The organism is Spirillospora sp. NPDC052242 (assembly GCF_040679555.1).
Taxonomy (GTDB): Bacteria; Actinomycetota; Actinomycetes; order Streptosporangiales; family Streptosporangiaceae; genus Spirillospora.
This window is the reverse complement of sequence record NZ_JBFAUZ010000011.1, coordinates 113,710-132,653: the sequence shown is the minus strand read 5'-3', so window position 1 is coordinate 132,653 and position 18,944 is coordinate 113,710. Positions and strand designations below refer to the sequence as shown.

Below are 18,944 nucleotides of genomic sequence, written 5' to 3'. Positions count from 1 at the left end.
GTTGTTGGGTGCGGGGTGGGCGCGGGTGGCTGTGGGGGTGGGTGGGGTCAGCGGTCGGTGTGGTGGGTGTCGTTGAAGGTGCGGAGGGTGGCGGGGCCGTCGTCGTACCAGTCGATGGACGTCAGGGACGCGACGTCGAGGTGCATGCGGTAGATCGCGGGCATCGGGGCGCCGAGGGCCTCGCGGACGAGCAGCTTGATCGGCGTGACGTGGGAGACGACCAGGACGTTCCGGTGGCGGGCGCGGACCTTGAGCTTGTCGAGCGCGGTGCGGACGCGGCGGGACACGGCGGCGAAGCTCTCGCCGCCGGGCGGGGCGGCCTCGGGGTCGGCGAGCCAGGCGCGGAGTTCGGCGGGGTGGCGGTCGCGGGCCTCGGCGAACGTGAGGCCCTCCCAGTCGCCGAAGTCGGTCTCGCGGAAGCCGTCCTCGACGCGGACGTCCAGGCCGGTGACGGCGGCGACCTCGGCGGCGGTGTCGCGGCAGCGCGCGAGGGGCGAGGTGACGATCGCGTCGAGGCCGCGGTCCTTGAGGGCGAGGGCGGCCGCGCGGGCCTGGGCGAGGCCCGTGGCGGTGAGCGGGACGTCGCCGATGCCGGCGAACCGCTTGTCGACCGAGAACGGCGTCTCGCCGTGCCGCAGGAGGAGCGTGGTGGTGGGGGTGGTGGACGCCGGGACGGGCGGGGGTTCGGGCTCCGGCGGCGCGGCGGGCGTCCACTCCTCGCCGCGGGCGGCGGCGTCCATGGCCTCGTTGGCGAGGCGGTCGGCGTGGGCGTTGCGGTTGCGCGGGATCCAGCCGTAGGAGACGGCGCCGAGGTCCTCGGCCAGGCGGCGGGCCCGGGTGGCGAGGGGGATCATGTCCGGGTGCTTGATCTTCCAGCGGCCGGACATCTGCTCGACGACGAGCTTGGAGTCCATCCGGACGTCCACGCGGGCGGCGGGGTCGACGGCCGCGGCGGCGGTCAGCCCGGCGATCAGGCCGCGGTACTCGGCGACGTTGTTGGTCGCCTTCCCGATGGCCTCGGCGGTCTCGGCGAGGACCTCGCCGGTGAGGGCGTCGCGGACGACGGCCCCGTACCCGGCGGGTCCCGGGTTGCCGCGGGAGCCGCCGTCCGCCTCGACGATCAGTTTCCGGCTCACAGGCCCGACTCTGGGGTGCGGACGAGGATGCGGCGGCACTCCTCGCAGCGGACGACCTCGTCCTCGGCGGCGGCGCGGATGCGGTTGAGGTCCACGGTGTTGAGGGCGAGGTGGCAGCCCTGGCAGGCGCCGCGGAACAGCTTGGCCGCGCCGACGCCGCCGAACTGGCCGCGCAGCTTCTCGTAGAGGGCGAGGAGGTCGTCGGGGACGTCCTTGGCGACGGCCGTGCGGGCGGTGGCGGTGGTGCCGGACTCGCCGTCGATCTCGCCCTGCGCGGCGTCGCGGCGGGCGGTGAGGTCGGCCAGCTCCCGCTGGGCGGCGGCCTGCTCGGCGCGCAGCTCGCCGACGCGGGTCTCGGCGGCCTCGGCCCGCTCCATGATCTCCAGGACGACCTCTTCCAGGTCGGACTGGCGGCGCTGCAGGGACGCGATCTCGGCCTGCAGGCTGCTGAGGTCCTTCGCGGACGTCACCTGGCCGGAGTCGAGGCGCTTCTGGTCGCGCTCGGCGCGGGTGCGGACCTGGTCGACGTCCTGTTCGGCCTTCTTCTGCTCCCGCTGCAGGTCGCCGACCTCGGTCTCGGCCGCCACGATCGCGTCGCGCAGCTCGGTGAGGCGGCCCTCGGCCCGCTCGATCTCGGCCAGCTCGGGCAGGGTGCGGCGGCGGTGCGCCAGCCGGTCCAGCGAGCTGTCGAGCTCCTGCAGGTCGATCAGGCGAAGCTGGGCTTGCGGTGCGGCTTTCACTGTGCTCCTTCGTCGTGGAGGCGCCACGCGTCGGTGACGAGCGTGGACACCCGGGTCTGCAACGCGCCCCCCGCGGCGGCGGTGAGGCGCCGCTCCGCGTCGGCCAGCCACGGCCACTCGGTCGCCCAGTGCGCGGCGTCGATCAGGGCCGGGCCGCCGTGCTCGGCGAACTCCGACGCGGGATGGTGCCGCAGGTCGGCCGTCAGGTAGACGTCGACGCCCGCGGCGCGCGCGGTGTCGAGCAGCGAGTCGCCGGCGCCGCCGCACACCGCGACCGTCCGGACGGGACGGTCGGGGTCGCCGGCGGCGCGCACGCCCCAGGCGGTGGACGGCAGCCCCGCGGCGGCGCGGGCGGTGAACTCGCGGAGCGCGACCGGCTCGGCGAGGTCCCCGATCCGGCCGAGCCCGCGGCGGGGATCGTCGGCGGCGGGGACCATCGGGCGCAGGTCGCCGGTGAGCCCGACGGCGCGGGCGAGGGCGTCCGACACGCCCGGGTCGGCCACGTCGGCGTTGGTGTGCGCGGTGTACAGCGCCGTACCGTTCCGGATCATCCGGTGGATCGTCCGGCCCTTGGGGGTGGTCGCCGCGACGGAGTGGACGCCGCGCAGCAGCAGCGGATGGTGCGTGATCACCAGGTCGGCGCCCCAGTCGAGGGCCTCGTCGGTGACGGCGGCGACGGGGTCGACGGCGAACAGCACCCGTTCGACGTCCTGGCCGGGGTCGCCGCAGACGAGTCCGACGGCGTCCCAGGACTCCGCCCACGCCGGCGGGTAGAGCTCCTCGAGGGCCGCGATGACATGGGAAAGACGCACGTTCCGCAGGCTACCGCGCCGGGACGCCCCGCCGTGGTCACCGGACATCGCCACGGGACGGTCGCGTCTGAAACGATACGTAGGCAGTGCCCGCACCGGAGGGAGATCGTCATGTCGGCTTCCGACGCCCAGTCGGAACCGGAACCCACGGCAGAACGCCCGTACATGCCGGGCTACGGCATCCGGGGACCGCACGAGGGGAGCGGCCTGCTCCCGTGGTCCTGGGCCGTGGAACGGATGCGGGCGGCGCGCAACTTCTGGCTGTGCACGGTCCGCCCGGACGGGCGGCCGCACGCGATGCCGGTCTGGGGCGCGTGGTCCGGGGAGGCGCTGATGTTCAGCAGCGCCGTCCCGTCCCGGAAGATGGTGAACCTGCGGGCCAACCCGGACGTGGTGGTGACCACCGAGGCGGCCGAGAACCCGGTCGTGATCGAGGGACGGGCCGAGGTCGTCACCGAGCCGAGGACGCTCCAGCGGTTCATCGACCTGGTGAACTCCAAGTACGCCACCCGCTATCGTGTGGATTTCCTGGACCCGGAGGTGAACGCGACCGTCGCGGTCCGGCCGCAGCGGGCGTTCGGGCTGCGGCAGGGGGACTTCACCGGTTCTCCCACCCGCTGGAGGTTCACGCCCTGAGCCGTCGCCGGGATTTATCTGGCCACTCATCGCGTTGGAGAGTGTGTGAAGTCACCCTTTCGCCGCCGTAAGCGCGTCAAGGGCCGCCCGCTGGGCAACCGGCCCGAACCCGCCGAGCCCGAGGTCGTCGACTGGCCCCACGAGGGGACCGGTAAGACGTCCCTGATGGGCGCCATCCGCGGCGACGGCGAGACCGGCGCCGGTTTCGGCGGCGCCATGTTCGACGAGCTCGGCGCCATGTTCGAGGGTTCCCGGAAGGTCAAGCAGGAGGAGCAGGAGCGGCAGCGCCTGCTGCGGGAGGACGATCACGAGCAGACGGGTTCCGGGCGCGACGACCTGGACTCGGGCAAGATCCGCATCCGCCGCACGCCTCCCGCCGGGCCCGGGCACGCCGCGCCGCCGCCCGCGCCGGAGTAGCTCGAACACACTTTCGACGCGGAGGTATCCTGGACGGGTGAGCACCTCCGTTCCGCCGGGCTGGCCCGCGCAGGTGCACCCGCCGGGCACCGAGCGCTTCGAGGACACCGCGATGGCCTGGCTGCTGGATCTCGTCCCGCCCGAGTACCGGCGGTACGGCGTGCTGCGCCGCTACCCGCCGGTCCTCGCCCGTATGGCGCGGCACCACGTCGACGCGTCCGTCGAGGCCGCCCGCGAGGGGTTCCGGACGGCCCGCGTCGATCTCGGCGCGGTCGTCCCGCCGCACGGCATCGAGGCCGTCCTGGAGGCGTACCGGCGCGAGGGCGCCCGCCTGGTGGAGCTGCGGCGCGCGGTCGGTCTGGTCGAGTCGGCCCTGCGGAGCCGGACGGGCCCCGCCGCGACCGGCGGGGATCCCGTCTCGGGCTGACGTCGGGGGCCGCCGGGGCGGCCCTGGTCAGGCCAGCTTCTCCAGGCGGTCGGCGGCCTCGGCCATGCCCCCGGCGGCGGCGAACGAGTCGCGGACGCGCGCGGCCGCGTCCCGGTAGGCCGGGTCGGTGAGGATCTCGCCGAGCGCCGTGCGCAGCTCGCCGGGCGTGACGCGCGCGAACCGGACCGGGATCCCGGCGCCGGCCCGCTCGACCTGCCCGGCGACCACCGGTTCGTCGTCCAGGGCCGGCGCGAGCACCATCGGCACCCCCGCGGCGAGCGACTCGCCGACGGTGTCGAAGGCGCCGCGGCAGACGACCGCCGACATCCGCTCGAGCAGCTTCACCCGCGGGACCTGCTCGCGGACCAGCACGTTCGGCGGCGGGTCGGCGATCGTCCCCGGCGGCGCGACGAGCACCGCCTGGACGTCCAGGCCCCGGACGGCGTCGACGGCGGCGCGCAGGAACCGCGCCTCCGCCGCGCCCGTGGGCGTCCCGGGCGCGACCAGGACGGCGGGACGCCCGTCCAGGCGCTCCCACGGGAACGCTCCAGGGGCGGGACGGCCCGGCGCGGGGCCGACGAACGCGAAGTGGTCGGGGAAGAACGAGACGTTGCCGACGAGCGCGCCGGTCGAGAACACCAGCACCAGATGGTCGGAGAACCGCAGGTCGAGGACGTCCTCGATGCCGTGGTCGAACTGGAAGTCGCCGATCTGGTCGCGCACCCACTGCTCCAGGAGGGGCGTCGCGGCGAGCGGACGGGCGAACTCGGCGGGCGTCGTCGCCGCCGTCGCCCACGGCAGCCCGCGCAGCCGCGCCGCGACGGGCCCGGCGAGGACCCGCTGGTCGCAGATCAGCGCGTCCGGGCGGAACCGGTCGATCGCGGCGTCGACGCCGGGCAGCATCGCGTGGCCGAGCGGGACGACGACGTCCTCCCAGTGGGAGCGGAGCGCGGCGGGGCCGCGCAGCCGCGCCCGTCCCTCGCGGGTCTCGCGCAGGTGCGCGGTGAACGCGTCGTCGGCCGCGGAGTAGATCCGGGAGCCGGGGCGCAGCAGCGGTTCGAGGACGGCGCGGTCGCCCGTCCAGGCGACCTTGTGGCCGCGCCCGGCGAGTTCGGCGGCGAGCGCCACGGTCGGGACGACGTGCCGGGCGACGGGCGGCACCGCGAACAGGAACCGGCGCTTGGGCGTCTCGGCGCGGATCCCCTGCTCGCCGAGAAGGGACGGGACCTGCATGCGGCGGGCGCGGCGGGCGCTCATCGGGCGCCTCCCTTCCGGGGCGTGCGGATCGGCCGGGGCATCGTGACCTCCAGGTGCTCGGGGGTCCCCGCGCTCGGCGGGACCGGGGCGGGCGGACGGACGGCGCACGGGGGCGCGGCGCGCGGGTGGACGGCGGCCGGGGGCGGGTCAGTCATCGGCGGTCTCCTCGGCGGGGGCGTGCCGCGCCACGGCGATGTGCCGGGCGAGATCGGCGACGGTGAGGTCCGCGAACTCGTCGACGTCCAGTTCGGCGACGATCTCGGTGAGGTCGACCCGGTCACCGTGGCGGGCGCGGATCCGGCCGGCGAGCGCGGCGAACTCGATGCTCTCCAGGCCGATGTCCTCGAAGAACGTGCTGCCGGGGCCGATGGGCGCGTCCGGCGGCTCCGCGCCGAGGACGACGGCGAGGTCGTCGGTCAGCACGCGGACGACCTCGTCCACCTCGGCCGCGTCGACCTCGTGCTCGTGCTCGGCCTCGATCTCGGCCTCGTCCTCCGGGGCTCCGGCGTCGAACTCGTTCGTCATGTGGTGCACTCCTCCGTGTCGGGGGCGTCGTCGTCGACGGTCCAGGCGACGACGTGTCCGTCGATCTCGCGGGTCTCGACCGTGGTGAGCGTCCCGTCCCCGGCGAGCAGCAGCCGGCGGGGATCGGAGGCGGCGACGACCAGGGCGGACCGGTCGGCGGCGGGCAGCGCCCGCAGCACCGCCTGCTTCGCCGCGCGGACCCGGCCGTCCCCGTCGTGCACGGCGAGCCCGATGCCCGCCGGTGCGCCGCCGGGACGGACGAGCGCCACGCCCAGCTCGTCGTCGGACGCGATGCGGACGGTCAGCGGCTCGTCGAACGGGCCGGTGACGGCGTCGCCGGGCCCGACCGCCAGCTCCGCGGGGAACAGCGGGCCGTGCCCGTCCCGCCAGAGGCGGTCGCGGACGGCGTCCTTGGCGGCGATCCGGCCGAGCAGCCACGGCCCCCGCGCGTCCTCCGGGAGCCGCTCGTACTCGGCGCGTTCGGCCGCGCCCAGGTACCGGCGCATGAGCAGGTCGCGGGACGCGGTGCCGCGCCAGCGGCGGCGCGCGAGGCACCAGCCGCCGGGCTGCGGCTCGCCCGTCCCCGACACCTCGGGCGTGAACCGCATCCGCCAGAGGGCCTCGTCGGTGTAGAAGCGGCGGGTGGTCCAGCCGTCGACGCGCGCCCACACGGTGCCGTCGGGGCGCACGAGTTCGGCGTCGCAGCACATGGTCGAGTCGGTGAGGGACGTGTTCCACACGGTCGTCGCGAGCGCCTCCCCGTCGGGCGGCCGCGGCCCGTAGAGGGAGACCGTGTCGATGCCGACGGGGAAGACCGTCTGGTCGGTGTCGCCGTAGACCTGCATCCAGTGGGCGCACAGCTGCCCGGCGGCCTCCAGGAGCGCGCCGGGGGCGGGCAGGGACGTCAGGACGCCGCGGGCGCCGTCCTCGGCCAGCGCGGTGATCTCGGCGATGCCCCGGAACCGCGGGCCGTGGAACATCCACCGCTCCTCGTAGAGCCGCGCGGCGGACACGATCGGCGGGTTCTCCACGGTCAGCGCCGTGCGGTCCGGGCGCGGCGGCTCGGGGTGGCGGTCGGCGAGCAGGACGGTGCCCTCGGCGTGCCCGGCGACGACGATCCGGACGCGGCGCACGCCGCGCGGGGCGTCCGGCCGCCGGGACGCGCGGACCTCGGCGGTCGTGGGCGGCGCGGCCACGAGCCAGCGCACGGCGCGGACGTCCTCGAGGCCGATGACGGCGAGGCCGGGGAGCAGTTCGCGGGCGGTGTCCGCCATGACCTCCAGCAGGGTGCCGAGCGGGACGACGGGGAACCGGTCCGACATGTCGGGCCACCCGGGGGCCTGCGGGACGACGCAGTGGTCGTGCAGGAACGGCATCGCGTCGAGGGAGAAGACCCGGGAGACGACGAGGTCGGCCGGTTCCGCGGCGTGCCCGTCCGCCGCGCCGCCGGTTCGTCCGCCTGCCGCGTCGCCGTTCGGCTCGGGGTCCGCGAACGCTCTGCCCTCCTCGGAGCGCGCGCCCGGTCGGCCCGGATCGGCGTCGCTCGAACCCCCATCCTCGCAGGTCTCGGCGCCCGCATCGGTCCGGGCGTCCGCGCGGGACGGGTCGTCGCCGGTGCGTCCGGCGGGCTCGTCGAGGGACACGCCGCCGTCCGCGGGGTCGTCCGCCGCGTCCCGGTCGGGCGGCGCGGGCGCGGCGCCCAGGGCGTCCGCGACCGACTGGGCGCCGGCCGCCGCGTCGTTGAGGAGCGCCTCCAGCTCCGCGATGATCGGGTCGTCGTCCGGCAGCGGCGGGATCGACGGGGCGAGGCGGACGGGCGGCACGGCCCCGGCCAGCCGGACGATCGGCGTGCCCAGCTCCAGCCGCATCCCGGACCGGGGCGGCGCCGCCGGGGACGCGCCGTACCCCTCGGCCCACAGGGCGGCCACGACGCGCCGCAGCTGGGCCGTCCCGTCCCGCTCCGGGACGGTCGCGGCCAGCGCGAGGTGCTCGCGGTCGCCGAGCCGGTCGCCGACGAGGCCGGTGAGCCCGCCGGGCCCGACCTGCACGAACGCCCGGACGTGCGCCGCGCCGTACAGCTCCTCGATCAGCTCGCTGAACCGGACCGGCTCCAGCAGGTGCCGGACGGCCAGGTCGCGGACCGCGTCGGGCGTGCGGGGGAACGGCGCGACGGTCGTCGCCGACCACACCGGCACGCGCGGTTCGCGGACGTCCAGCGCGTCGAACGCGCGCCGCAGCGCCTTCTCGCGCGCCTCCGCGTGCGGGGTGTGCAGGCCGAGCCCGAGCGGCAGCTCCCGGCCGAGGACGCCCTCCGACCCGAGCCGTTCGAGCACGTCCCGCACGTCCCGCGCCGGGCCGCAGATCACCGACCGGTGCGGGCCGTTGTCGTGGCTGACGAACACGCCGGGGCGGCTCCCGACGGCCTCCTCGGCGCGGGCGGCGCCGCACCCGAGCGCGCCGTACACGAGGTCCGGGTCGTCCGGTTCGAGGGCGGCCGGGAGGTCCGCCGCGCCGTCCGCGTCCCACATCCCCGCGGCGACCAGCGCGGCCCACTCCCCCGGGCCGTGCCCCGCCGTCACGTCCGGCTCCACGCCCGCCTCCGCGAGCGCCGACGCCAGCAGCGTCCCCACGGCCAGGACGTCCGCGGCGCGCCCGGCCGGGTCGGAGCGGCCGGTCAGGACCGGTTCGGGGAGGCCGCAGCGCGCGGCGACGTCGGCGACGCGCGGGGCGAACGCGGGCTCGAACCCGGGGAACAGGAACGCGACGCGGCCGCCGCCGGCGAGCAGCGGCCGCGGCGAGAACCACACGTCGCTGCGGCCCCGCCACGGCGTCCCGCGCTGCACGACCGCCCGCGCCAGATCGAGGCGGCGGGACGTCGGCGCGACGATCGCCACCCGGCACGGCAGGTCGGGGACGTCCCCGTGCGCCCGCGCGAGAAGCTCGTCGTCCGGGGCCTCCAGCGCCGCCGCGAGCTCGTCGGCGGTGCGCGCCGCGATCCGCAGCACGGCCTCCTCCGCGCCCGGCGGCTCGATCCGCCGCCGCGCGCGCCGCACCCGCGCCGCCCGTCCGGACGGCGCCTCCTGCAAGATCACGTGCGCGTTCGCGCCGCCGAACCCGAACGCGTTCACCACGGCGCGGCGGGGCGCGTCGCCCCACTCGGCCGTCTCCCGCACCGGGCGCAGCCGGCCGCCGTCGAGCGCCGGATGCGGATCGTCCACGTGCAGCGTCGGCGGCAGCACCCCGTCGCGCAGCGCGAACGCCGCCTTGATCAGCCCGGCGATCCCCGCGGCGGGCATCGCGTGCCCGATCATCGACTTGACCGTGCCGAGGCCGATCGGCGGCCCGTCCGTCCCGAACACCCGGCGCAGCGCCGCCAGCTCCGCCTCGTCCCCGGCGGGCGCCCCGGTGCCGTGCGCCTCCACCAGCCCCACCGCGCCGGGCGCCGCCGGGTCGAGGCCCGCGTCCCGCCAGGCCCGTTCGACCGCCCGCACCTGCCCGTCCACCAGCGGGGTCAGGATCCCCGCCGCGCGCCCGTCGCTCGCCGACCCCGCCCCGACGATCACCGCGTGCACCCGGTCGCCGTCCCGTTCGGCGTCCGCCAGCCGCTTCAGCAGCACCACCCCGGCGCCCTCGGCCAGCAGCGTCCCGTCCGCCGCGCGGTCGAACGGGCGGATCGTCTCGCTCGGGCTCAGCGCGCGCAGCCGGCTGAACGCGCTCCACACCGTCGGGTGGTGCCCCACGTGCACCGCGCCCGCCAGCATCGCGTCCGCCTCGCCCCGCCGCAGCGCCCGCACCGCGTGCTCCACCGCCACCAGCGCCGACGCGCACGCCGCGTCCACCGTGTACGCGGGACCGCGCAGGTCGAACCGCTCCGCGACGCGCGCGGCCGCCGAACCCGCCGGCACGTCCGGGCCGTCCGGTCCGAGCCGCGCGCGGAACGCCCGCCGGATCTCCGCCAGCCGCTCCGCGCCGAGCTCCGGCACCAGCTCCGCCAGCACCCCGGTGAGCTGGTGCGCCGTCATGACCCGCTGGTCGGCGCGCGCCGCGCCGGGCGTCAGGTGCCCGCCCCGGCCGAGGACGACGCCGACCCGTTCGCGGTCCGGGAACCGGTCGTCGCCGCCCGCGTCCGCGATCGCCTCCGCCGCCGTGCGCAGCGCCAGCAGCCGGTCCGGCTCCATCGTCGCCACCATCGCGGGCTCGATCCCGAACCGCTCCGGGTCGAACGTCGCGACGTCGTCCACGAACCCGCCCCGGCGGCAGTAGAAGCGGTCGTCCTCCGGACGGCCGTACGCGCCGGGGTCGTAGAACAGCGCGGGATCCCACCGGCCGGGCGGCACGTCGGTGATCGCGTCGAACCCGGCGAGCACGTTGCGCCACAGCTCCGCCGCCGACCCGGCGCCGGGGAACACCGCCCCGGCGCCGACGATCGCGATCGGCTCCTCCGTCACCGGACCGGCCCCGCGAACACCACGCGCGCCTCGTCGCCGTGCGCGATCTCGCGGAACAGCGCCGCCACCGCGGGCTCGCCGTCCAGCGGCGGCGCCAGGTCGGCGACGAGCACCCGCCCCCGCAGCCGCGCCCGCCATCCCCTGGCCAGCGCCTCGCAGGCGTCGTCGGCGGCCGCGCGGTCCGCGGGCACCCGGCCCTCGGCGGCGGCGCCCAGCACGACGAAGAACCCGACGTCCGGCCGGACCGCCGCCGCGAGCGCCGCCGCACCGTCCACCTTCGTCCGGTACGCCCGCTCGAACGACTCGGGCGACTTGTCCCGGACGAGCCGGTCCTCGGCGATCCCCGCGCCGTGCACGACACCGTCCAGGCGGCCGTGGCGCACGTACACGTCCTCGACCACGTTCCGGACGAACCTCGCATCCCGAACGTCCCCCGCGTGGTACCGGACCGACGCGGCCCGCACCCGCAGCGCGTCCAGGTTCTCCTGGACCTCCCGCTCGGCGAGGATCCGCCGGATCGTCTCCTCGATCTCCTCCGGCCCCCGCGTCCCGTCCGCGACCAGCGCGCGCCGCAGCGCCGCCTCGTCCAGCGCCTCCGAGAACACCGTGCGCCCCACCGGCTCCGGCGTGCGCCCCACGACCTCCAGATGGCACCCGGTCGTCCGCGCCAGCTCCCGCGCCACCCGCGCCGGGACGCCCCGCGCCCCGCCCGTCAGCAGCACCACGCCGTCCGCCCCGACCGGGACGCCCGCGTCGCCCACCGGCTCCGCGGCGACCAGCGCCGGCGTCCGCCGCCGCTCCCCCGCGTACCCGACGGTCACCGGACCGTCCGGCGCCAGCAGCTCCGCCATGATCCGCAACGCGATCATGCGCGGCGTCTCGCCGGTGTCGACGTCCACCGCCCGCACCATCGTCTCCGGGAACTCCCGCGCGACCGTCCGCGCCAGCCCCCGCAGCCCCGCGCCCGGCCCCGGCTCCCCGGCCCCGCCGCCGAACCGCCGCTCGGACGCCCCGCCCGCACCGCCGACCGTGACGAACCACCGCAGGCCGTCCAGCAGCGCCCGCCGGACGCCTCCGTACGCGTCCGGCAGCACCGCCGTCCCCGCGGGCCGCAGCGCCCCGAGATGCACGAGCCCGTCGCACGCCCCGTCCACCTCGAGCGGCGTCCGCACCTGCGCCCCGAACCGCTCCAGCGCGTCCGCCAGCTCGAGCGCCACCCCGCACCCGTCGTCGACGATGACGAACCGGCGCCCGGCGAACGCCGTCCCGGAGTCGGGCGGCAGCGGCAGGGGCTCGAGCACGCTCTCCCGAACGACATACCGAACGACCTCGACTCCGGCACCGGACGACTCCGCCGGCGCGGCGGCCGGCTCCCCGCCGGCGAGTGCCGCGTCGGTCGCGGGGGCCGCACCGGTCGCGGGCGTCCCTCCGGCAGCGTGCGGCTCGCCGGTGGCGAGTGCCGCACCAGAGGCGGCGGTCCCCTGCTCAGTCGCGGGCGCCGCACCGGCTGCAGGCGCCGCTCCACCGGCGTGCGCTTCGCCGGTCGCAGGCGCCGCACCAGATGCGACACTCCCCCGCCCGTTCGCGCCCGCCGCACCGGTCACGCGCGCCCCGCCAGCGACGTGCGCCTCGCCGGTGGCGAGAGCCGAGCCAGAGGCGCGCGCCCGCTCAGGCGCGGGCTCCGCGTTGGTCGAGGGCGTCGCTCCGGTGGCGTGCGCTTCGTCCGTCGCGGGCGACGCGCCCGAGGCGTGCCCCCGCTCAGTTGTGGGCGTCGCTCCAGCAGCGTGCGCTTCGCCGGTCGCGCGTGCCGCGCCAGAAGCGCGCCCCCGCTCATCCACGGACGCCGCGCCGGTCGCGGGCTCCCCTACGGCGGCGTGCGCCGCACCGGTGGCAAGGGCCGCACCAGAGGCGCGCCCCCGCTCAGGCGCGGGCTCGGCACCGGTTGCGGACGTCCCTCCACCCCCGTGCGCATCGTCCGCCGCAGGTGCCGCGCCGGAAGTGTGCCCCCGCTTGTTCGTGGGTGCCGCGCCGGGCGCGGGCATGCTGCCGGCGGGGTATGCCTCGCCGGTGGCGAGTGCCGTGCCAGAGGCGCGCGTCCGCTCCTCTTCGCGCGGCGCGCCGGTCGCGGGCGTCCCTGAGTGGGCGGGTGCCGCGCCGGACGTGTGGGGCGCGCCGGTGGCGGGCGTCCTCCCTCGGACGGCGGGCGCCGACTCGGCCTCGTGCATGACGCCCGGGGCGTGCGGCGACTCCATCGCGTGCGTCGAGCCGTCTCCGGACGTCGCGATCGGCGCGTCGGCCTCGCCCGTCACATCATCCGCATTCGTCGCGTTGGTGGCGTTCGGCTCGGCGGGCGCGTTCGCGGCGTTGGCCGGACGGGGCGCATCGTCACCGGCCGTCCCGCGCGGCGCCTTGGAACGCGGCGGGATCACCCGGACGGACTCACCGTGCCCGACCGGCGCGTCCTGCGTCCCGTCGGCACGTCCGTCCCGGTCGCGGAAGGCGGCACCCGCCACGACCACGTCCGGTGGGCCGTCCGCGGCGGGCTTGCGGGCCGCCGGGGACTCGCCGCTCCGCTGGCCGCGCGGCAGCTCACCCGGAGGGATGATCCGCACCGACTCGCCCACGAACTCCTCGTGGCCGGACCGTCCGGCGGACGAACGGCCCCGGTCGGTCCTCTCCTCGGCGCGGCCGGGCGCGGCCTTTCGGTCGGGTCGCTCACCCGGCGGGATGACCCGCACCGACTCGCGCACCAGGTCATTGACGTCCCGCGAAGCCGTGCCCTTCGTGCGGGGCCGCTCGCCCGGCGGAATCACCCGCACGGACTCCTCGACTTCCACGGGCGTCTCCGCCGGCGCGTCCGCGTCTTCACCAGCCGGGGCCCGTCCCGGACGGCGCGCGTGCAACCGCCGCCGTCCCGCCGTGGGCGCAGAAACGTTCTCATCACGCGGCCGCTCTCCCGGCGGGATCACCCGCACGGACTCACCGTCCTCGGCTTCCTCGCCCTGCGTCACCGCCGACGGGCGACCCTCCTCGGTCGAGGCGTCCGCCGCGCCGTCCTCGTAGCCGGGCGCGGACCCGCGTCCGTCCCGAGTCGGTGTGCTCGGGTGCACGGCGCCCGACCGCTCACCATCCGAAACCGTGCTCCGCCCAGAATCCGCCGAGGCCGCCTCGGCCGCAGGCACCGGGGCCTCGCCCAACCGGTTTGCAGACGACGGACGACCGGACCCGTCGTGCTCGGGACGGCCCGACGCTCCCTCAGCAGGCGCAGAAACCTCCCCGCCGTCGGGCGCAGACTCCCGTCCACCCCGAGCCGTCGACCGCTCGGCACCCGAGACCACTCCCGGCGCGGAAGCCGCCGCAGGCACCGGGGGCTCGTCTGGTCGCGTCGCAGGCGCCGGACGACCCGACCCCATCTCAGCGGGCGTCGAAACCTGCTCGTCGCTGGACGCAGACTCCCGTCCACCCCGAGCCGTCGACCGCTCGGCACCTGACACCACACCCGGCGCGGAAGCCACCTCAGACGCCGTGGCCTCGGCCCGGCGGGGCTCCTCCGGCTCGCCGGGTTCGGCTCCCGGGAGCGCGGGTTCGGCCGGTGGGCGTGGGGACGGGGGCGTCGGGCCGCCGGACAGTGCGGACGTGCCCACGTGCGCGGTGGGGGCGGGCGCGGGCGGGAGCAGGCGCTCGAGCCAGTCGACGGCCTCGCCGATGGTGGACACGTCGGACGGTTCGACGGTGCGGGGCTCGACGCCCGCGCGGGCGGCGAGGTCGTGCAGGAGCGCGGTGCGCTCGGCGGGGTCGATCGCCAGGTCGGCCTCGAGGCGGAGGTCGTCGGCGAGGCGGGACTCGGGACGGCCGGTGCGGGCGGCGACGGCGGCGCGCACGGCGGTGCGGGCGTCGAGCGGGCCGGCCGGGAGGGTCTCACCCGGCAGGATCGGGCGCGGCGCCGGGACGGGTGCGTCGCCCCCGGCGAGGTGCCGGAGGATCACCTCGCGCTGGGCGGCGATCAGTTCGCGGCCGGCGCGCAGGTACTCCAGGACGGCCGCGTCGGAGCGGCGGCGGTCGCCGTCCGGGCCGTCGAGGCGGGTGGCGGGCCGTGGCGCGCCGGGTGGGACGTCGCCGTCGGCGTTCGTGACGGTGTGCCCGTCGACGAACCAGGCCGGTGCGGGCGCGGGCGCGTCGACGGGACGGGCGTCGCGGCCGGCGAACAGCGGCAGCGGGTCGACCGGGACGCCCGCGGCGGCGAGGCGCGCGAGGGCGTCGAGGAGGCCGTGCAGGCCGTCGCAGCCCACGGTGGTGTGCGGGCGGTCGCCGAGGACGGCGGCGACGAGCCGGGTGAGGACGCCGCCGGGTCCGGCCTCGACGAAGGTGCGGGCGCCCGCGGCGTACATCGCCTCGATCTGTTCGGCGAACCGGACGGGCGCGGCGAGCTGGCCCGCGAGGGTCGCGGCGAGGTCGGCGGGTTCGGCGTCGTAGGGTGCGGCGGTCGCGCCGGACCACACGGGGAACGCCGGGGATCGCAGGTCGCGGCCGGCGAGGGCGGCTCGGAGGCTCCCGGACGCGGCGGCGACGAGCGGGCTGTGCAGGGCGCAGCCGACGGGCAGGCGTTCGGCGGGCATGCCGCGGTCGGCGAGGACGCCGAGGGCGCGGTCGACGCCCGCGGACGTTCCGGCGATCACGATCTCGCGGGGCGCGTTCTGCGCGGCGACGGCGATGTCGGACACGTCCGACAGGGCGTCGCGCACTTCGTGGAGCCCGCCGGTGACGACGGCCATCGCGCCCGGGTCGTCCCCGGCGGCGGCGAGGATCGCGTCGGCGCGGGCGGCGCTCAGCTCGATCAGGTCGGCGTCGTCGAAGACCCCGGCGGCGCACAGCGCGACGATCTCGCCGTGCCCGTGCCCGGCGGCGAGGTCGGGGTGGACGCCCACGGCGGTGAGCAGCCGGTGGACGGCGAGGCCCGCGAGCCCGAGGGCGGGCTGGGCGACGCGGGGGTCGGCGAGCGCGGCGCGGCGGCGGCGGACGTCCTCCGGCGTGAACGCGGCGGGCGGGAACATCGCGGGCGCGTAGTCGCGGCCGAGCCGCAGGAGCCGCTGCAGGCGGGGGAACGCGGTGAACAGGTCGGCCTGCGCGCCGGGCCGCGGGCCGAGCAGGCCGGGGAACAGGAACGCCACCTGGCCGGGATCGTTCCCGGCTTCGGCCGTGCCGGCGAGCCGTTCGCGCAGGTCGTCGGGCGAGGTGGCGGTGAACGCCGTCACGACGGGGCCCTCGTCGGACGCGACGGTGCGGGCGAGGTCGCGCAGCCGGTGCCCGGACGCGGCGAGGGCGCGCAGCCGTTCGACGTCCGTGCCCGCGCGGATCACGAACAGTTCGGCGGGCCATTCGGCGAGCCCCGAGACGGGTTCGGGCGCGCCGTCGTACCCGGACAGGACGGCGTGGTAGTGCGTGCCGTCGCCGGATCCGGCGACGCCCGCGTGCCGGTCGCCGGGCGGGACGGCCCACGGGCGCGGGGACGTCCCGAACGCGAGGGGCCCGCCGGCGTCCCACGCGTCGTTCGGGCGGGCGAGGTGCGGGGCGCCGGGCAGGACGCCGGCGTGCAGGGCGCGCGCGGACTTGATCAGCCCGGCGAGCCCGGCGGCGGCGCCGGTGTGCCCGATCTGGGACGTCACCGAGCCGAGGGCGACGGAGCCGGGCGCGGCCTTCGCGAACACCGAGGCCAGCGCGCCGAGTTCGGCGCGGTCGGCGGGCTCGGTCGCGGCGCCGGACGTCTCGACGAGCCCGGTGCGTTCGGGTGCGACGCCCGCGCGCTCGTGGGCCCGCAGCGTCGCGCGCGTCCGTCCGTCGGCGCCGGCGACGCCCTTGACGACCGCGTAGATCCGGTCGCCGTCGCGTTCGGCGTCGGCGAGCCGCTTGAGGACGACGCACGCGACGCCCTCGCCGGGCGCGATCCCGTCGGCGGCGGCGTCGAACGGGGCGCAGCGGCCGGACGGCGACAGCGTCCCGGCGGCGGCGGCCCGCAGGTAGTCGTGGATCGCGGTGCGCAGGTCGGCGGCGCCGCACAGGACCGTGTCGCTGCCGCCGGAGGCGAGTTCCCGGCACGCGGCGTCGAGGGCGGCGAGCGACGACGCGCCGCCGGCCGCGACGGTGTGCGCGACGCCGCCGAGGCCGAGCCGGGCGGCGATGTCGCCGGGCCGGACGCCGACGAGGGACGCGGCGGTCGGCGCGGGCAGCCGTTCGTCGATCTCGGGCGGGACCTCGCCGAACCAGGCGGGGAGGGCGGCGCGGAACGCGTGGGCCGCGGCGAGGTCGCCGCCGCCCTCCGTCCCGAAGATCACCGAGGTGCGGGCGCGGTCGAAGGCGCGGTCGCCGTAGCCGGCGTCGTCCAGTGCCCAGGACGCGACCTCCAGGGCCAGCAGGTGCGCGGGGTCGATGGCGCCGAGGTCGCTCGCGGGGACTCCGCGGGCGTCCGCGTCGAACGGGATCTTCGGCAGGAAACCGCCCCATTTCGAGGGCGTCTTCCCGTCCTCGGCGGCGCCGTGGTGAACGTCCGGGTCCCAGTGGGCGACCTCGGTGACGGCGCCGGACCCGCGCAGGACGTTCGCCCAGTAGCGGTCGGCGTCGGGGGCGCCCGGGAGCACGCAGTCCATCCCGACGATCGCGATGTCGGCGGGGCGGGCCGCGGCGCCGCGGCCGTCCAGCCCGAGTTCGGCGGCGCGGGCGGCGAGCAGGGCGGTGGCGCCGGACGTCACCTGCTCGTGCAGGACGGCGACGCCGGTCTTCGCCGACCGCAGCGTCGCGGCCTGCCCGAGCAGGTAGAGGCCCTCGGCGCGCTGCTCGTCGGTGTCGACGGGCGCGCCGCGGCGCAGGCCCTTCCCGGCGATCCGCAGCCGCGCCAGGTTCAGCTTCTCCAGCCGCCGGAACGCCTCGTGCCGCGACATCCCGGTGCCGAGCAGCTCGGTGCGGGTCTCCTCGAACGTCCGCACGTACGGGGTGACGGCGCAGCGGGTCGCGTGGCCGGGGGACGTCTCGAGCAGCGCGGTCGCGGTGCAGTCGATCGCCGTCTCCTGGTAGCCCGGACGGACGGCGCCCGCCGCGACCGCCTCGGTCGTGAACAGGTACGCGGTGCCCATCAGGACGCGGACGTCCGCGCCGCGCTCGGCGAGCGGCCCGGCGAGCGCCGCGACCATCGCGGCGGAGCGCTCGTCGTGGACGCCGCCCGCGAACATGACCGACAGCCGCGGGGCCTCGTCGGGGTGCACGTCGCAGAACGCGTCGAGCCGGTCGAGCTGCGCCTCCCACAGCGGGAAGCTCGGGAGCGGGCCGACGGGCCCGCCGCACTCCATGCCCGCGAAGACGAACCGGCGGGCGCCCTCGGCGAGGAAGCGGTCGAGCTGCTCGGGCGCCGGAACGTGCAGGTACGTCCGGGTCCCGGCCTCTTCGAGGGGTTCGGCCTGCACGGGCAGGCCCCCGGCGATGAGCGCGTACGGGGGCGCGGCGGCGCGGACCGCGGCGAGCTGCTCGGCCCGCAGCTCCGGCGGGACGAACCCGACCATCCCGACGCCCCAGGGGCGCCCGTCGAGCCGGTCGGCGGTGTCGCGCAGCAGCTCCGCCACCGCGCCGCCGTCCATCGCGCCGAGCGCCAGGAACGGCAGCCCGCCGTCCTGCGCGACCGCCGCGGCGAACGCGGACGTGTCGCTGACCTCCGTCATCGGCCCCTGCGCGACCGGGTACTCGCCGCCGTGCGGCCCGTCCTTCGGGGCGAGCGGCGCGACCCGGACGGCCGCGCGGAGATGCTCGGCGATCCCCCGGCGCACGGCCTGCACCACGCCCCCCGCGGTCTTGTACCGCTCCGCGAGCGCCCCGTCCGGGCCGGTCGGCGCGTCCGCGGCGGCGTCCATCTCCGCGACGCGGGCCAGCTGGGCGTCCAGCACGACGCCCGCGGCGCCCCCGGCGACCGCGGCGGCCGCCGTCCGGGGCCCGATCCCGCCCGCCGCGTACGCGGGGACGTCCAGGGCCAGCAGGTGCTGCAGCAGGACGAACGTCGTCACATCGTCCGCGCGGCCGCCCGCCTCGCGGCCCCGCGCGACCAGCCCGACGCCGCGCGTCCCGTCGACCGCGCGGGCCGCGTCCAGCGCCGCCGCGGCCTCGGCCGGGTCGACGACCTCGACCAGCAGCCGCCGCCCGCGCGCGAACGCCGCGACGTCCGGGCCGTCCGCGGCGCCGAGCACCGGTGCGTCCACGAGAACGGTGCTCACCGCGTCCGGCAGTTCGTCGGGCCGCACCCGGCAGCCCGCCGCGACCCGGACCCCGAACGGGCCCGGCCACCAGCGGACCACCTCGTCCAGCGCGGCCGGCCCCGCCGCGCGGTCGGTGCCGAGGTCCAGGACCCCGAGCCCGCCCGCCCGCGCGACCGCCACCGCCAGGCGCGGCGCCGGACCCCCGAACGGGGCGACCCCGATGATCTCGGCCTGGGGGGCACCCCCCGGCCCGCGCCCGTACCGGTTCTCGCCCCTGTCCGCCGTCATGCACTGCCCCCCGACGTCCCGCGCCGT

At 77.7% G+C, this 18,944-nt stretch carries 11 protein-coding genes; 3 read left to right on the top strand and 8 right to left on the bottom strand.

Going from position 1 to position 18,944, the window contains the following annotated elements; genetic code table 11:
- Positions 1-47: 47 nt before the first annotated feature.
- Genes AB0L25_RS11865 through AB0L25_RS11855 form a run of 3 tightly spaced genes read right to left on the bottom strand, consistent with a single transcriptional unit; the run spans position 48 to position 2,736 of the window.
- Positions 48-1,136 (bottom strand): bifunctional RNase H/acid phosphatase, encoded by a 1,089-nt coding sequence (locus tag AB0L25_RS11865; protein ID WP_500171144.1) that lies wholly within the window; start codon positions 1,134-1,136, stop codon positions 48-50.
- Positions 1,133-1,876: a zinc ribbon domain-containing protein gene (locus AB0L25_RS11860; protein WP_500171142.1), complete on the bottom strand. Its 744-nt coding sequence runs from the start codon at positions 1,874-1,876 to the stop codon at positions 1,133-1,135. The genes AB0L25_RS11865 and AB0L25_RS11860 overlap by 4 nt, the downstream gene beginning before the upstream one ends.
- Entirely contained in the window at positions 1,873-2,736 is an 864-nt protein-coding gene (locus tag AB0L25_RS11855) for a Nif3-like dinuclear metal center hexameric protein (protein ID WP_500171140.1), read from the bottom strand. Before AB0L25_RS11855 ends, AB0L25_RS11860 begins: the two co-directional genes overlap by 4 nt.
- Before the next feature lie 63 nt (positions 2,737-2,799).
- Here AB0L25_RS11855 and AB0L25_RS11850 point away from each other — a divergent pair, with 63 nt between their 5' ends.
- The 3 genes from AB0L25_RS11850 to AB0L25_RS11840 are packed head-to-tail and all read left to right on the top strand — an operon-like array spanning position 2,800 to position 4,168.
- A complete protein-coding gene (locus tag AB0L25_RS11850) occupies positions 2,800-3,324 on the top strand; it encodes a pyridoxamine 5'-phosphate oxidase family protein (RefSeq protein ID WP_026400682.1) in 525 nt (174 codons plus the stop codon).
- Between the two features lie 45 nt (positions 3,325-3,369).
- Positions 3,370-3,741 carry a DUF6191 domain-containing protein gene (locus AB0L25_RS11845; RefSeq protein ID WP_500171138.1) on the top strand — a complete coding sequence of 124 codons (372 nt, stop codon included), beginning with the start codon at positions 3,370-3,372 and terminating at the stop codon, positions 3,739-3,741.
- Between the two features lie 37 nt (positions 3,742-3,778).
- Complete coding sequence (locus AB0L25_RS11840) at positions 3,779-4,168, top strand: hypothetical protein (RefSeq protein ID WP_500171136.1); 390 nt, start codon at positions 3,779-3,781, stop codon at positions 4,166-4,168.
- A gap of 27 nt (positions 4,169-4,195) precedes the next feature.
- Here the strand turns inward: AB0L25_RS11840 and AB0L25_RS11835 are convergent, their stop codons facing one another.
- From AB0L25_RS11835 to AB0L25_RS11815, 5 genes are read right to left on the bottom strand one after another with little or no spacing between them, the layout of a single operon-like run.
- On the bottom strand, positions 4,196-5,425 hold the full coding sequence (locus tag AB0L25_RS11835; RefSeq protein WP_500171134.1) for a glycosyltransferase: 1,230 nt from the start codon (positions 5,423-5,425) through the stop codon (positions 4,196-4,198).
- Positions 5,422-5,580 (bottom strand): hypothetical protein, encoded by a 159-nt coding sequence (locus AB0L25_RS11830; RefSeq protein ID WP_500171132.1) that lies wholly within the window; start codon positions 5,578-5,580, stop codon positions 5,422-5,424. Before AB0L25_RS11830 ends, AB0L25_RS11835 begins: the two co-directional genes overlap by 4 nt.
- Positions 5,573-5,950, bottom strand: coding sequence for an acyl carrier protein (locus tag AB0L25_RS11825; protein WP_500171130.1), 378 nt, complete (start codon positions 5,948-5,950; stop codon positions 5,573-5,575). Before AB0L25_RS11825 ends, AB0L25_RS11830 begins: the two co-directional genes overlap by 8 nt.
- Positions 5,947-10,398: a beta-ketoacyl synthase N-terminal-like domain-containing protein gene (locus tag AB0L25_RS11820; protein ID WP_500171129.1), complete on the bottom strand. Its 4,452-nt coding sequence runs from the start codon at positions 10,396-10,398 to the stop codon at positions 5,947-5,949. The genes AB0L25_RS11825 and AB0L25_RS11820 overlap by 4 nt, the downstream gene beginning before the upstream one ends.
- On the bottom strand, positions 10,395-18,917 hold the full coding sequence (locus AB0L25_RS11815) for an SDR family NAD(P)-dependent oxidoreductase (RefSeq protein WP_500171127.1): 8,523 nt from the start codon (positions 18,915-18,917) through the stop codon (positions 10,395-10,397). The genes AB0L25_RS11820 and AB0L25_RS11815 overlap by 4 nt, the downstream gene beginning before the upstream one ends.
- Positions 18,918-18,944 lie beyond the last annotated feature (27 nt).